Here is a 14,822-nt window from a genome sequence, read left to right on the forward strand (position 1 = left end):
CCGGCCCGCTGACCCGTACCCCGCACCGGATCGTTGGGAGTCCCGCCTTGGCCGCCGACCACACGCACCCCGCTCCGTCCGCCCCTCCACGGGTGCGACGGATCCTCGTGCTGACGGTGGTACCCCTCTTCGTCGCCACCGTGCTGGCCGCGGCGCTGCTCTGGCCGCGCGGCGGGTCACCGCAGACCGATGGCGGTGCGGACGTGCCGCGCCACCCCGGCACGGTCACCCGGGTGGTGAGCGAACCGTGCCCGCCGGTGCCGTCGGTCCCCGAGGGCACACCGAGGATCGGCGACGGGCGGTGCGGCACTGTCGACGTGCGGGTGGACGACGGGCCGACCGCCGGCCAGCAGGTCCGGACACCGGTGCCCGACGGACCCGGCGCACCCCGGGTCGAGGTCGGCGACGAGGTCATCCTGGTCGAGCTGGCCGACCCGACCGATCCCACCACCAGCAACTGGAACATCGCCGAGCACCAACGCGGCACCCCGATGGTGTGGCTGGCGGTGGTCTTCGCGGCCGCGATCGTCGCCTTCGGTAGGTGGCGAGGTCTGGCCGCGCTCGCCGGGCTGGCCGCCAGCTTCGCCATCCTGCTCACCTTCGTGCTGCCCGGCATCGGCGCCGGCAGGTCGCCACTGCTGGTGGCGGTGGTCGGCGCGGCCCTGATCATGTTCGTGGTGCTCTATCTGACCCACGGGGTCACCGCACAGACCTCGGTCGCGGTACTCGGCACCCTGGGCAGCCTGGTGCTGACCGGCGTACTGGCCACGATCGCCACGGCCGCGACCCACCTCACCGGCTTCGGCAGCGAGGACGCCACCACCCTGTCGATGTTCCAGGGGGACGTGGACCTGCACGGTCTGCTGCTCGCCGGAATCATCATCGGATCGCTCGGCGTACTCGACGACGTGACGGTCACCCAGGCTGCCACCGTCACCGAGCTGGCGAACGCCAACCCCGGCCTGACCCGGTTGCAGCTCTACCGTGCGGCCACCCGGGTCGGCCGCGCGCACATCGCCTCCACCGTCAACACCATCGTGCTGGCGTACGCGGGCGCGTCGCTGCCCCTGCTGCTCCTGCTCACCGCCGACTCGCGGCCGATCGGGCAGATCCTCACCAGCGAGTTCCTCGCGCAGGAGATCGTCCGCAGCGCGGTCGCCACCCTCGGTCTGATCGCCGCGGTGCCGCTGACCACCGGGCTGGCCGCGGTGGTGACCGCCGCCGGGCGCCCCGATGCCACACCGTCCACCGACGCTCCCGCGTCCCGGCCCCAGTCGGACCGCACGGAGGCACTGGCCGCACTCATCTCGCCGCTAACGGTCGGCTCCGACGAGCCGAACCGGAAGCGGGCCACACCCCCATCCGAGGCCACCGACAGGTGGCCGGAGTCGAACAGGAGCACGGATACGGCATGGTGACACTCCTCAGCGTGACCAGATCGGGCATCCACCCTGAGAACCACGTCACTGGTCACTCAACGCTATGGCGAAATGACGCTTTTGGTCGGCATCCAGGCGTAGCTCACCCGGTCGACTCTCGGGTAACCTCGCTGCCGGTTACCGATGAAGGCGCGAAGCGGCGCCTGCGGTGCCACCGCCCAATCGCCAACCGGCGAGCCGGGGACCCAGGTACCTGGGGTGAATCCGCGTCAGCGGTAGGGGCCACTTCCGCCCCGAACCCGTCAGCTAACCCGGTCGGCGGTCGACGGAAGGGAACATTGTGACGGCACCCCTACGCCGCTGGTTGACTCCCGTGGCGGCCGTGATCGCCGCACTGACCGTGCTCGCCGGGCCGCTCCCGGCGCACGCCGCCCCGACGAACCCCACACCGTCCGGGCACGAGGAGGACGGCGAGCCCAAGCTGCTCAACGACGTCATCGAGCAGGCCAACCGCGACTACTCCGCCGCGAAGTCCAAGCTGGACAAATCCAAGAAGCGGCAGGGCGAGTTGGCGGCGGAGGTCGACCGGGCCAAGGCCGACCTGGACGCGTTGGCCCCGCAGGTCGGGCAGATCGCCGCCCAGGCGTACCGGACCGGCCGGATCGGTGCGGTCGCGTTGCTGCTGGAGAGCGATGCGCCCGACTCGTTCGTCCAGCGCGCCGGGATGCTCGACGAGATGAACATGGTCAACGAGAAGAAGCTCTCCGAGGTCAACGAGGTGAAGGCCCGCGCCGAGCAGGCCAAGCTGGCCCTCGACACCGAGGTCCGCGAGCAGCAGAAGCAGACCGCCGTGATGGCGAAGCGCAAGAGCGAGGCCGACAAGGCGCTCTCCCTCGTCGGCGGCAAGGGTTTCACCGGCGGCCTGGTGGACGCCACCTCCAAGGTCGCGAAGATCGGCCCGGGTCGCACCGCCGACGGTGACTGGAAGCCCCAGTCGTGCAGCGAGAAGGACCCCACCACGTCCGGCTGCATCACGCCGCGCACGCTGCACGCGTACAAGGAGGTCAAGGCGGCCGGCTTCAACCGGTTCGTCGGCTGCTACCGCCCCGGCGGGCCGTGGGAGCACCCGAAGGGCCGCGCCTGCGACTGGTCGTTGCAGAAGAGCGGCTTCTCTCCGTGGCACAACAACGACACCCGGACGTACGGCAACAACGTCGCCGCGTTCCTCATCCGTAACGCCGACCGTCTCGGCATCTACTACGTGATCTGGAACCGGCAGATCTGGTTCCCGGCCACCGGCTGGAGCTCGTACAGCGGACCGTCGAACCACACCGACCACGTCCACATGTCTTTGCTCTGACCCGCACGATCCCCGGTCGAGGGCCGTTCCGCGCGTGACGCGGAGCGGCCCTCGTCGCGTCAGACGGTGGCCGGGGTGGCCGGGTCGGTCGACCTGGCCGGGGCGTCCAGCGTCGCGAAGCCAGCCGGCAAGGCGGCCACCGGGCGCACCACTCCGGCGGCCAGCCGGTAGGACACCCCCACCACCGCGCACCGCCCCCGGGCCACCTCTTCGGCAAGCACGGGGGACTGCCCGAGCAACGTCTCGACGGTCTGTGCGATGTGGATGTCGACGATGCCGTCGATGTCGTCAACGCCCTCGGCCTCGGCCCGCCGCAGGCTGGGCAGCACGGCGTCGACCACCGCGCGCAGATGGCCACTCGGCGCGGTGCCGGTCGCGGCGGACTCACGGGCGGCCTGCACCGCACCGCACGAGTCGTGGCCGAGCACCACCACCAGCGGAGTGCCGAGCACGGTCACCGCGTACTCGACGCTGCCGAGCACTTCGGGGCCGGCGGTGTGCCCGGCGGTGCGGACCACGAAGAGGTCGCCCAGCCCGCGGTCGAAGATGATCTCGGCGGCCAGCCGGGAGTCGGAGCAGCCGACGATCACCGCGAACGGGTGTTGCCCGTCGGCCACGGCGGCCCGGTGCCCGGCATCCTGGTTGGGGTGGCGTGGGGCGCCACCGACGAAGCGCAGGTTGCCGGCGACCAGCTCGGCGTACGCCCGGGTCGGCTCGCTGAGCGCGGACGCCCGGTCGGTGGTCCGCTGCGCACCCGGCTGACCGCCGACGCTCCCGGTATGACTCATCCCGCACCTCGTCTCGACGCATCTGACCTGGTCAAGCTGGCTTTCCGCCGGACGGGTGGCGGGCGCTGGCTCGTGCTCCACCGTCACACGCACCGTAAGATGCGTCAAGGTATGCGTGATTTAGATTTCATACGTTGACCCCGGTCGCCCCCTGGGCCACCCTCACGGTGCAGGGCGGGCAAGACTCTCGCGAGGGCGGGCGGACATCGGAGAAAGGCGGGCACGATGGCGAGCACGGTGACGGGCGACACCGACGGCGGGCGGAACTGGACGTTCCTCACCAATCACGGGCACGTCCTGCTGGCCATCGCCCGCGATCCGACCGCCCGGCTGCGTGACGTCGCGGCCGAGGTCGGCGTGACCGAACGGGCCGCCCAGGCGATCGTGGCCGACCTGGAAGCGGGCGGTTACCTGCACCGCACCCGGGTCGGGCGACGCAACGAATACACCCTCAACCCGGCCGGCCGCTTCCGACACCCCGCCGAGGCCGACCGGCAGGTCGGCGACCTGCTCGCGCTGTTCGCCGACACTCCCGCCACGAAGGCACGGCAGCAGGCCTGACCCCCGTCACCGGGGGCCGCTGCCCGACGGTCCCGGCGGTAACCTTTGCGGGTGCGCGAATGCCCGCCGTTGAGCGCGACCCGGTCCCGACATGCCCTCCGCGGCGTCCTCAGTGGAGCTCTGGCGGCCCTGCTCGGCGCCGGCCTGGTGGCGCCCTCCCCCGCGACCGCGGCACCACCCCTCTGCGGTCCCACCGGTTCCGAGAGCCTGACCCAGACGCCGTGGGCGCTACGCCGGCTGGAGCCGTCCTCGGCGTGGCCGCTGTCCCGGGGCGCAGGGGTCACGGTGGCCGTGATCGACTCCGGAGTCTCCGCCGTCCACCCGCTGCTCAAGGGGCAGGTGCTCGAGGGCCGCGACTTCAACGGCCTGACGGCCCGGCAGGGCCAGTGCGACGAGGCCGGGCACGGCACGCTGATCGCCGGCATCATCGCGGGCCGCGAGGGCACAGTCGTCCCCTTCAGCGGCATCGCCCCGGCCGCCCGCATCCTGCCGATCCGGGTCCTTCCGCAGCTCGGGGCGGTCAACAACCCGCAACTCCCCGCGGAGATCGCGGCGGCCATCGACTGGGCGGTCACGCAGGGCGCCGACGTGATCAACCTGTCCCTGACGACGATTCCCCGCCCCGAACTGACGGCGGCCGTCGAGCGCGCGCTGGCCAAAGGGGTGGTGCTTGTCGCCGCCGCCGGCAACCGGTCGGAAAATTCCCAGAACCTACCGGGCTACCCGGCCGCGTACCCCGGGGTGATCGCGGTCGGCGGGGTGGACGAGCAGGGGAACCACGTCGGCACCTCGATCAGCGGCGACTACGTCGACATCGCCGCGCCCGGGATGAACATCGTCGGGCCGGCACCCGGAAACACCGGCTACCGCGCCGTGCCGGAGGGCGGCACCAGCTACGCGGCCGCGTACGTCTCGGGAGTCGCCGCGCTGGTGCGGGCCGCCTACCCGAATCTCAACCCGCAGCAGGTCGCGGATCGGCTGAAACGCACCGCGGACAACCCACCCGAGGGTCAGAACGCCGACATCGGCTACGGGATGGTCAACCCGTACCGGGCGGTGTCGAGCCTGCTCGGCAGCCGGGCGAACCCGCCCGCCGGCGCGCTCCCGGCGCCCGCCGTGCGGGACGACCCGCTGAGCTGGCAGCGCCCCACCGCGATCTGGGCGGCGGTCATCGGCGCTCTGCTCGCCGGGCTGCTGCTGGTGGCGCGACCGATCATGGCCCGGGGCCGCCGACGCGGCTGGCGCCCCGGTCGACGCACCAACGCACCGACTGCCGGCTGAGCGGCGCACCGCAACGCGCTGCCGACCTCTACGCCAACACAGAGCGGCTCCGGGCCGGATGAACCGGACCGGAGCCGCTTGTGCGAATGCCTCAGCTCCACACCTTGGAGTTGCTCATCTCCGTGGTGAGGTAGTTTTCGCGGGCGATGCCGACGGCACCGCCGATCTCGTTCAGGATCCGGTTGATGTCCCGGACCGCCGTGTCCCACTTCGCCTGGTGCTGCTCGTAGGCAACCCGGTCCTCGCCGTCCCAGTGCAGCTTGGTCAGCATCGACCGCAGCGTGTCAAGCTTTTCCTCGAGGGTCTTCGAGATGGCCTGCATCTGCTGGTTGCTGCTCTCGAGGACCGCATAGTCAACTTTGATCGTCACGATTTCCTCCTCTGCCGGCTGCGGATCACGGGTTGAGAGCAGAGTGGAACTTGTCCAGCATCTGCTGCTGCTCTTCGTCGTTGACCTGGTGCGTCGTACCCGACTTGTCGAGCAGGTCAGCGATGCTGTCCATCGCCGTCAGCAGTTTGACGGTGTCCTCGTTCCAGCGCGTCATCAGCGACTGGAAGCCCGTGGACGCCTGACCCTTCCACGCGATGGCCAGGTCGTCGACGACGTTCCACAGCTTCTTCAGCTCGCCGTCGACCTCGCTGCGCGTGGACCGCACGTCACTCGCGGCGGTATGCAGAGTCGCAGCTTCGACCTCGAACGCCATGCTTCACACCCTTCCGTCTGTTGTGGTGGCGGCTTCGCCGCACCCCTCCCCCGCGGCAAGGCAGCAACACCCCACCGACGGACACTCCTGTGAAGACCGTAGCGGAACCTGTCCAGCCCTCGCAGCCCTGACCGGGGACGTTCGATGGATGGTGGTGAATCGGACCGAGAAGGCCCACCACCGCCTACCGAACGACCGACCGCGCTCAGGCCGGCTCAGACCAGGCGGTCTGAATCAGCTGCTGGCCATCGCGACGGCGAACCAGGGTGCCCCGCCCGGGCGGCTGCGGGCTCGGTCGCAACGTGCCGAAGACCGCGCCCTCCTCCCGGTTGCCGGACATCAGCAGGCCCGGCGAGTCCAACTCACGCAACCGTTGCAGCACCGGCTCGTAGAGCGCCCTGGACACACCGCCGACCCGACGCGTGACGATCAGGTGCAGACCGATGTCGCGGGCCTGCGGCAACAGCTCCTGCAGGACACTGAGCGGGTTGCTGCCACCGGAGGCCACCAGGTCGTAGTCGTCCACCAGGATGTACAGATCCGGACCCTTCCACCAGCTCCGGTCGCGCAGCTGGGCGGTGGTCACGTCCGGGCCGGGCAGTCGGTTGTTGAGCGCGCTGCGGATCGACCCGAGCCCCTGGGCGAACGCCTGGTTCGACGGGGCGTAGTCGAGCAGGTGGTCACCCTCCACCGCACCCAGCAGGCCACGCCGGTAGTCGGCGATCACCAGCCGGGCCTGCGCCGGCGTGTACCGCTCGGTGATCCCCCGGGCGATCAGGCGCAGCAGGTTGGTCTTGCCGCACTCCGCGTCGCCGAAGACCGTCAGGTGCGGCTCGTTGGTCAGGTCCAGGTAGACCGGCGCGAGTGCCGACTCGTTGACACCGATCGGGAGCCCGGGCGCCGACCGGTCGATGATCCGGGCCAGCTCCGCCACCGGCAGCCGGCGCGGCAGCAACCGCACCTTCGGCGCCGGACGACCCGGCCAGTTCGCCGCCACGTGCCCGGCCAGGGACAACGAGGCCTCGCTCAGATCCTCGATGTCGCGACGACCGTCGATCCGCGAGATGGCCGTGAGGAAGTGCAGCTTGTCGCGGGTCAGGCCCCGACCGGGCGACTTCTCCGGCACGTTGTTCGCCGCGCGGCGGTCGATCTCGGACTCCGACGCGTCACCGAGGCGCAGCTCCAACTTGGTGCCGAGCAGATCCCGCATGTTGATCCGGATCTCCGCCCACCTCACGGCGGTGAGCACCACGTGCACACCGAAGCCGAGGCCCCGGTTCGCCAACGTGGTGATGGTCTGCTCCAACTCCTCGTACTCCTGGCGCAGGGTGTTCCACCCGTCCACCACCAGGAACACGTCGCCGAACGGGTCGTCCGCGAACTCACCAGCGGCACGGCGACGGCGGTAGCTCGCCACCGAGTCGATGCCGTGCTGGGCGAAACGACTCTCCCGGTCGTCCAGAACGGCGACCACCTCGGCCACCGTTCGGCGGACCGCCTCGACGTCGCGCCGACCAGCCACCCCGGCCAGATGCGGCAACCGCTCCATGCTGCGCAGCGCGCCCCCGCCGAAGTCCAGGCAGAAGAACTGCACCTCCCGTGGCGTGTGCGTGAGCGCCAGCGAGGCGAGCAGCGTACGCAGCATGGTGCTCTTACCGCTGAGCGACCGACCGACGATGACCACGTTGCCGCCGGCCCCGGCCAGCTCGACCATCATCGGGTCCCGGCGCTGCTCGTAGGGGCGGTCCACGACGCCGACCGGGACGGTCAGCCGCCCGCGCCCGGGCCAGGACGCGGTGCACAGCCCGTAGGTCGGGTCGACCGCCAGCGGGCCGAGCAACTCCCCCAGGCCGGGCGGGTCGGCCAGCGGCGGCAACCACACCTGGTGGGCCGGGCGCCCCCGGCCCTTGAGCTGGTCGATCAGCACGTCGAGCATCGCCACGGCCTTGCCGTCGGCCGGCTGCTCCGGCTCCGGGGTGGTGTCCACCGGCACCTGCGGGACCTGCACCGGAACGAAGTCGAGGCCGTACGGCACGATCCGCCGCTGCACAAGCGCCTGCGAGGCGGACGCCTGCTGCCCCGGCGCCCGATACGCCCCCGACACGTACGCGGCCCGGAACCGCAGCATGGTGCTGGTGTCCGTCTTCAGATAGCCGTGGCCCGGCGCGTTCGGCAACTCGTACGCGTCCGGTACACCGAGCACGATCCGACTCTCCACCGCGGAGAACGTGCGCAGACCGATCCGGTACGACAGGTGCGTGTCGAGGCCCCGCAGCTTGCCCTCCTCGAGGCGCTGGCTGGCCAGCAGCAGGTGCACGCCGAGGGATCGACCCAACCGGCCGATCATCACGAACAGGTCGATGAAGTCCGGTTTGGCGGCGAGCAGTTCGCTGAACTCGTCACAGATGATCAACAAGCTGGGCATCGGAGCCAACGGCTCACCGGCCGAACGCGCCTTCTCGTACTCGAAGCGGGAGACGTAGTTGCCGGCCGCCCGCAGCAGCTCCTGCCGACGCACCATCTCGCCGGCGAGCGCGTCGCGCATCCGGTCGACAAGTGGCAGCTCGTCGGCCAGGTTGGTGATCACCGCGCTGGTGTGCGGCAGCGCCTCCAGCGAGGCGAAGGTCGCGCCGCCCTTGAAGTCCACCAGGACGAAGTTCAGTTCCTCCGACGAGTGGGTCACCGCCAACGCGGCCACCACCGTACGCAGCAGCTCGCTCTTGCCGGACCCGGTCGCGCCGATCACCAGACCGTGCGGACCCATGCCCTCGTGCGCCGACTCCTTGAAGTCGAGCTCGACCACGTTGCCGTCCGGGCCCACACCGAGTGGGATGCGCAGCCGGTCGCGGTGACCACGCGGACGCCAGGTGTTCTGCACGTCCACCGCCGCGGCGTCACCGACGCCGAGCAGGTCCGGCAGCTCCGTGCTGCGGGCCAGCGGCTCGTCGCCGCCGGTCTGCTGCTGGGAGAGCCGGAAGGGGGCGATCTGTCGGGCCAGCCCCTCGGCGGCCTCGGCGCTGAGCCGGTCGGGCCGACCCAGCGTCGACGACGAGCTGCCCCGCACCAGGTCGAGTGAGTCACCGTCGCCCACGTCCAGGCAGAGCAGCCAGCGGCCGGCGTCGCGCGGCACCGTCCCGGAGAGGTCGATCACGGTGGCGCCGAGCAGCCCCGGGCCAACCAGCTGACAGGTCGGTGAGATCTCCCCACCGTCGATCACCACGACCAGGTGCGGGGCGGTGGTCAGCGGCTTGGCCTCCGGTGCGAACCGGGGCCGGCCGGCGAGCTCGGCCGCGAGCGACGCCTCGGCCTCGGCCAGGCTGGCGAAGACCAGCCGGCGCGCGCCGGCCGCGTCGGTACGACCGCTGTGATGGGCGTGTGGCAGCCACTTCACCCAACCCCACGCCGATTGCCGGTCGGGGGCGGCGACCACCGCGATCACCAGGTCGTCAGGTGCGTGGAAGGTGGCCAGCTGCCCCAGCGCCGCCCGGGTCAGGTCGAGCACGGGCTCGCGGTCGCCGCGCAGCACCACCCGGCTGAACGCGCGCACCGACAGCGCCGTCGGCAGCTCGGGAACCGTGGAGTGTGCACGGACGAACCGGCGCAGCGCGATGGCGCTCATCGGCTCCAGGTCCTCCACCGGCTTCGTCTCCGGTGGGACGATCTCCACGGCGAGCCGCTGCGGCCCGAGGGCGATCCGGGTCTCGCCGAAGTCGTCCTCGGTGATCCGCCGCTCCCAGAGCCGCCGGGACGCGGCGATCGACCAGAGCGCGTCGGGCTCCGGGTGTCGCCAGGCCATTGCGGCCCGCTGCTGCTCGGCGGCACGCCGGGTGCGCTTGCGCATCTGCGCCAGGTAGCGCATGTAGTCGCGGCGATCGGCGTTCAGCTCGGCCTTGTCCTTGCCACCGCTGTTGGCCAGTGAGCCGATCGCCATGCCGAGCATCGAGACACCGAACAGACCACCGGCGACGTAGGTCATCATGCCGCCGCCCTTGCCGGCGTAGAGGAACGCCATGGCACCGACCCCGCAGAACATCGGCAGGATCATGAGCAGCTGCCCCATCCCGCGGGGTGTCGGCTCGGGCAGCTCGGGAGGTGACTCCAGCAACACCTCGCCGCGCGGTAAGGCCGGCCCCGGCTGACGCGGGAGCCGGCGGAACACCACCGTGCTCACGGCTGTCTCCTCCCCAGAAGCGGCCCTGATGACGTGCGGCCGCGGAACACCGCCCGCGGGTGGGCATCGTACGTGCCGTCATCGTAGGTAATCTGCCGTGTGCGCGGTGGACCCGGACCGCAGCATCACAGACAGCCGATCACAGACGCACACCTGGAGGCCACTGTGGCGACGAAGACGGCGACCGGTGGTCTGAGCCGGATCACCATCGTGGCTCCGCGTACCCGGATGGATCTGGCGCTGCCGTCGGACGTGCCGATGGCGGATCTGCTCCCCACCCTGCTGCGCTACGCCGGCGAGGACATGGCCGACGAGGGCGCCCGACACGGCGGCTGGGCACTGTCCCGGTTGGGCGGTGCGCCGCTCGACGGCGGGCGTACCGCTGCGCAGCTCAGCGTCCGGGACGGTGAGGTGCTCTACTTCAACCCCCGGTCGGATGCCGCGCCGGAGATCGTCTTCGACGACGTGGTGGACGCGGTGGCGACCGCGACCAACCAGCGCCCCGGCGCCTGGCAGGTCGGCGCGACCCGTTCGTTCGCGGTGATCTTCGCGGCGGCGGCGCTCGGCGCCGGCGCGCTGGCCGCCCTCTTCGCCGGCCCGCCGCACCTGCCCGGCGCGGTGGCCGCGCTGCTGGTCGCGGTGGCGCTGTTGGTGGGCGCCGCGGTGCTGTCCAGGGCCGCAGGTGACAGCGGCATCGGCGCGGTGCTGGCCCTGGTCGGCCTGGTGCACGCGGCCACCGGCGGCCTGCTGCTGCTCGCCGGCGATCGGTCGCTGACCCAGTTGGCCAGTCCACACGTCCTGCTCGCCGCAACCGCCGCGATGGTGGCCGGGGCGGTGGCCGTGCTGGCGGTCGGCGACCGGTACCCTCTCTTCTTCGCCGCGATCGGGGTCGCGGCCGCGACCGGCCTGGGCGCGGTGCTCTGCCTGGTCCTCGACCTCGACGCGGCGGCCTCCGCCGCGGTGGTCGCGGCAGTCGCGTTCGGCGTGGTGCCGGCGCTGCCGATGATGGCCTACCGGCTCGCCCGGCTGCCGGTGCCGTCGATCCCGACCGGTCCGGAGGACCTGAAGACCGACAGCGAGTCGGTGGACGGCCGGCAGGTGCTCCAGCAGAGTGAACGCGCCGACCAGTTCCTGACCGGTCTGCTGTGGACGGTGTCCCTGCTGGTGCTCGGCGCACAGATCGTGCTGGCCCTGGACGGGCGCCTGGCCGCGGTGTTGTTGTGCCTGGTGCTGGCCCTGCTGGCGCTGCTGCGGGCACGCCCCCTCCTGGGCCGGGCCCAGCGCACCCCGGTGCTGCTGGCCGGCACCGCGGGTCTGGGCCTGGCCGCCGCGGCCACCTTCGCCGGTGGGTCGCTGCCGGTCCGGCTCGGCCTGATCCTGGGCGGGCTGATGTTCGCCGCCGTGATCAGCCTGATCTACGGTCTGACCGTCGCCGGCAAGCGCATCTCGCCGGTCTGGGGCCGCCTGCTCGACATCACCGAGATCCTGCTCATCATCTCGCTGGTGCCACTCGCCTTCTGGGTCTGCGGCCTCTACGGCTGGATCGTCAACCTCCGACCCTGACCGCGCCTCGCCGCCCGCACCGGTCAGCGCTACCGCGGACCGGTGGAGACGCCAAGCGTCGACGCGACCGGGGCGGCGGCGTAGACGCCCGGAGCATGTTGGCCGTCCACCGGCCGGGTGGAGGCACCCGCCCGGTCCGCGACCTCGCGCACCACCTTGACCAGGGCCTCGACGTGGTTGTCCATGGCCGCGACCCGCAGCAGCGGCGCCGCCACCCGGCCGTCCGCCGAGACGCTCACGGCCACCGTGTGCGACGGCGCCGAGGTGGCGGTGATCGCGTCCACGAGGGGGCCCAGTGGCGCGTCGGGCCGGCCCCGCAGAGTCATGCAGCGGTGCGTCCAGCCACCGCCGCGCAACCCGTGCCAGCTCTCCGCCGGCGCTTCCGGCACCAGGTCCAGACCGGCGGCCGAGACGATCGCCGCACGTAGTTCCTCACGGCCCAACGGGCGATGGGACAACCCCGCCGAGGTCAGCGCCTTGCCGAGCCGGCCGATCCCGGCGGCCACCGTCCGGTGCACGCCGGTCAGCCCGCCGCCCCGGCTCACCGCCTCGACCCGGGCGTCCCGGACGGTGAGCCGCACCGCCACCCAGACGGTCCGGTGTGCCGCCGGCGGAGCACCGGGCGCCGGGTACCAGACCAGCGTGTGCGCGACGACCTGAGCCCGGGAGACCGGGGCGCTGAAGTCCGCGAGCACGCCCAGCGCGCGGTCCACAGCGGAGGCGTCGACGGAGCCGACCGCCGCACCGGTGGCGGACTGCAGGGCGACGGCGGCGAACCAGCCCTGGTCGTCGCGCCCGATGCCGAGCCGGGTGCCCCGGTCGGTCAGCTCGATGACGCTCAACTCGGGGGCGAGCGCAGCCAACCGCGGGTCGGTCGCCATGCCGGTGGCCAGCACGGCCGACGCCCGCTCGCCGCGTCGCCGTAGCCGTCGGCGCAGCAGCAGGTCCTCGAACCACCACCGACCACCTCGACGGGCGAAGGCGGCCAGGACGACCAGCAGCGCCGCCGCGCCCACCGCGGCGAGCACCCAGCTGGGTCCGGCCGTGGCGGCCCAGACCCCGACCCCGCACAACTCCAACACGACGAGCTGCCCGACCAACACGGGACCGACCCGTCCACGGCCGGGCCGTTCGGCCGGCGGCACCGGCCGGGCCGAAACGTCGACAGGGTCCGTGACCGCTCGGGCGGGTGGCGCCTGAACCTGCGTCATCGCTGACTGTCCCTCCTGCACGGTACGGCTCTGCGCCGGGTCGGTCCGGTGCCGGCCACGAGCGGTGGTCCCAAGGAACCACCGTCGGCCCCTTATCGTAGGGAAGCCCGCGACGGCACCTCGACCTGATCGTCGCGGAAACACCCCGCCGGAGGTAAGTCATGCGGACCCGCCGCGATCAGGTGCAGGCGTACCGCTTCGTCACCCGCCGCATCGTCTCCGCCTTGCTGTCGGGCGATCCGGAGACCACAAACCTGCCGATGCGACGGCTCGGCATGGCCGTCTTCGGCAGCGTCCTGACGGCGGCCATCGTGCTCGGTGGGGTGGGCGCCTACGGCCAGTTGACCGGTGGCGCGGCGCCACTGGACGACAAGACCCTGGTCATCGAACGGGAGACCGGCGCGACGTACGTGTTCATCGAGGGGAAGCTGCACCCGACGCTCAACTACACGTCGGCGCGCCTCATCGTGAACGACGCGAGTGCCGAGGTGCGGACGATGTCCCAGGCGTCGCTGCGGGACCGGCCCCGCGGCGTCACCGTCGGCATCGTCGGGGCACCTGACGCGCTGCCGGACCGCAAGTCGCTGACCGGGCTGCCCTGGTCGGTCTGCGACGTGCCCGACCCGGTCGACCGGCAGCGGTCCAGCACCCGGCTGGTGATCGACCGCGCGCTGCCCGGTGGCACTCCGCTGGGCGACCGGGCGGTGCTGGTCGCGGTGGACGACCAGCGGTACCTGATCGCCAACAACACCCGGCTCCAGCTGCTCGACCCGTCCCGCACGATCACGGCGCTGCGGATGGCCGGCACCGACCGACTCCAGATCGGGCAGCAGCTGCTCAACGCCGTGCCGGCCGGGCCGCCGCTGCGTAGGCCGTCGCTGGCCGGTGAGGGCGAGCCCAGCAGCCGCAAGGTGGCCGGGCAGTCGTACGACGTCGGTTCGGTGTTCAAGGCGGCCGGGCGGCACTACGTGCTGACTCGGGAGGCTCTCGTGTCGATCAGCGAGATCACCGCGTTGCTCCTGATCAGCAACGGCGGTCGGATCACCGACATCACCCCGAACCAGGCCAGCGAGGCGTTCGAGGAGCGGCGGATCGAGGAGGAGGGAGTGCCCCCGACGATGCCCACTCTCTACCCGGCCCAGCCCGGTCAGACGACGCTCTGCGCGACGTACCGGAAGGGCAGCGCGGGCGGCCCGCCGACCACCACCATGGAGGTCTTCGACCGGGTGCCTGACGAGCTGACCGACAGCGATCCGGGGCTGGTGCCGGTGCGCCAGACCAGGCGCGATGCCGTACGCACCGCCGAAGCGGTGCTCCTGCCCGGCGGCAAGGGTGTCATCGCGCAGGCCTCGCCCGGCGCGGGGACCAGCGGGTCCGGCGCCGCCGGGTCGACGATCTACCTGATCAGCCCGCAGGGCATCCGGTACCCGCTCGCCTCGGCGGAGACACTCGACGTGCTCGGCTACGGCGGGATCACTCCGCTGGCGGTGCCCGGCTCCCTGCTCGCCCTGATCCCGACCGGGCCGACGCTGGACCGCGAGGACGCGTTCGCCGTCTTCGCCCAGGACGGACCGGCACCCACCGCAGCGCCATCGAGCGCGCCGCGGTCGGGCTCACCGTCGGCAGCGCCGCCCTCGGGCTCGCCGTCCGCCACGCCGCCCTCGGGCTCGCCGTCCCGGCCGTCGTCCGCCGCGCCACCGTCGGGCTCGACACCGTCGACTCCGGCCAGTGGCGCCCCGTCGAGCGGCGGCACCGGCGGCGGGGGGTCCACAGCATCGACCGACGCCGACGGCTGAGCAGCTTC

The 14,822-nt window shown here is 72.0% G+C and carries 11 protein-coding genes and 1 riboswitch; of the genes, 6 read left to right on the plus strand and 5 right to left on the minus strand.

Annotated features, from left to right (window positions below; translation table 11 throughout):
• Positions 1 to 47: 47 nt before the first annotated feature.
• Both ACLQ3B_RS07765 and ACLQ3B_RS07770 read left to right on the plus strand, forming a co-directional pair.
• Complete coding sequence (locus ACLQ3B_RS07765; RefSeq protein WP_425778684.1) at positions 48 to 1,418, plus strand: YibE/F family protein; 1,371 nt, start codon at positions 48 to 50, stop codon at positions 1,416 to 1,418.
• 166 nt (positions 1,419 to 1,584) lie between these two features.
• Positions 1,585 to 1,715: riboswitch (cyclic di-AMP (ydaO/yuaA leader) on the plus strand.
• A 4-nt stretch (positions 1,716 to 1,719) separates the two neighbouring features.
• A complete protein-coding gene (locus ACLQ3B_RS07770; RefSeq protein ID WP_425778686.1) occupies positions 1,720 to 2,739 on the plus strand; it encodes a coiled-coil domain-containing protein in 1,020 nt (339 codons plus the stop codon).
• Positions 2,740 to 2,798: 59 nt separating this feature from the next.
• Here the strand turns inward: ACLQ3B_RS07770 and ACLQ3B_RS07775 are convergent, their stop codons facing one another.
• Positions 2,799 to 3,527, minus strand: a complete 729-nt coding sequence (locus ACLQ3B_RS07775; RefSeq protein ID WP_425778688.1) for a carbonic anhydrase — start codon at positions 3,525 to 3,527, stop codon at positions 2,799 to 2,801.
• A 225-nt stretch (positions 3,528 to 3,752) separates the two neighbouring features.
• Here ACLQ3B_RS07775 and ACLQ3B_RS07780 point away from each other — a divergent pair, with 225 nt between their 5' ends.
• Positions 3,753 to 4,088: a helix-turn-helix transcriptional regulator gene (locus ACLQ3B_RS07780; protein WP_425778690.1), complete on the plus strand. Its 336-nt coding sequence runs from the start codon at positions 3,753 to 3,755 to the stop codon at positions 4,086 to 4,088.
• A gap of 51 nt (positions 4,089 to 4,139) precedes the next feature.
• Complete coding sequence (gene mycP, locus ACLQ3B_RS07785) at positions 4,140 to 5,369, plus strand: type VII secretion-associated serine protease mycosin (protein ID WP_425778692.1); 1,230 nt, start codon at positions 4,140 to 4,142, stop codon at positions 5,367 to 5,369.
• A 91-nt stretch (positions 5,370 to 5,460) separates the two neighbouring features.
• Here the strand turns inward: mycP and ACLQ3B_RS07790 are convergent, their stop codons facing one another.
• The 3 genes from ACLQ3B_RS07790 to eccCa all read right to left on the minus strand — a co-directional run bounded on the left by ACLQ3B_RS07790 (position 5,461) and on the right by eccCa (position 10,244).
• The gene (locus ACLQ3B_RS07790) at positions 5,461 to 5,739 is read right to left on the minus strand and encodes a WXG100 family type VII secretion target (RefSeq protein WP_396713915.1); all 279 of its coding nucleotides are present in this window, start codon (positions 5,737 to 5,739) and stop codon (positions 5,461 to 5,463) included.
• A 25-nt stretch (positions 5,740 to 5,764) separates the two neighbouring features.
• Positions 5,765 to 6,073, minus strand: coding sequence for a WXG100 family type VII secretion target (locus ACLQ3B_RS07795; protein ID WP_030329557.1), 309 nt, complete (start codon positions 6,071 to 6,073; stop codon positions 5,765 to 5,767).
• Between the two features lie 205 nt (positions 6,074 to 6,278).
• Complete coding sequence (gene eccCa, locus ACLQ3B_RS07800) at positions 6,279 to 10,244, minus strand: type VII secretion protein EccCa (RefSeq protein ID WP_425778694.1); 3,966 nt, start codon at positions 10,242 to 10,244, stop codon at positions 6,279 to 6,281.
• A gap of 165 nt (positions 10,245 to 10,409) precedes the next feature.
• Between eccCa and eccD the strand changes: the two genes are divergently transcribed.
• On the plus strand, positions 10,410 to 11,807 hold the full coding sequence (gene eccD / locus ACLQ3B_RS07805) for a type VII secretion integral membrane protein EccD (RefSeq protein ID WP_425778696.1): 1,398 nt from the start codon (positions 10,410 to 10,412) through the stop codon (positions 11,805 to 11,807).
• Between the two features lie 29 nt (positions 11,808 to 11,836).
• Here the strand turns inward: eccD and ACLQ3B_RS07810 are convergent, their stop codons facing one another.
• The gene (locus ACLQ3B_RS07810; RefSeq protein ID WP_425778698.1) at positions 11,837 to 13,018 is read right to left on the minus strand and encodes a type VII secretion protein EccE; all 1,182 of its coding nucleotides are present in this window, start codon (positions 13,016 to 13,018) and stop codon (positions 11,837 to 11,839) included.
• Positions 13,019 to 13,179: 161 nt separating this feature from the next.
• Here ACLQ3B_RS07810 and eccB point away from each other — a divergent pair, with 161 nt between their 5' ends.
• Positions 13,180 to 14,814, plus strand: coding sequence for a type VII secretion protein EccB (gene eccB / locus ACLQ3B_RS07815; RefSeq protein ID WP_425778700.1), 1,635 nt, complete (start codon positions 13,180 to 13,182; stop codon positions 14,812 to 14,814).
• The last annotated feature ends 8 nt before the right edge of the window (positions 14,815 to 14,822 follow it).

Source organism: Micromonospora sp. DT53 (assembly GCF_049841535.1).
In the GTDB taxonomy this organism is placed as follows: domain Bacteria; phylum Actinomycetota; class Actinomycetes; order Mycobacteriales; family Micromonosporaceae; genus Micromonospora.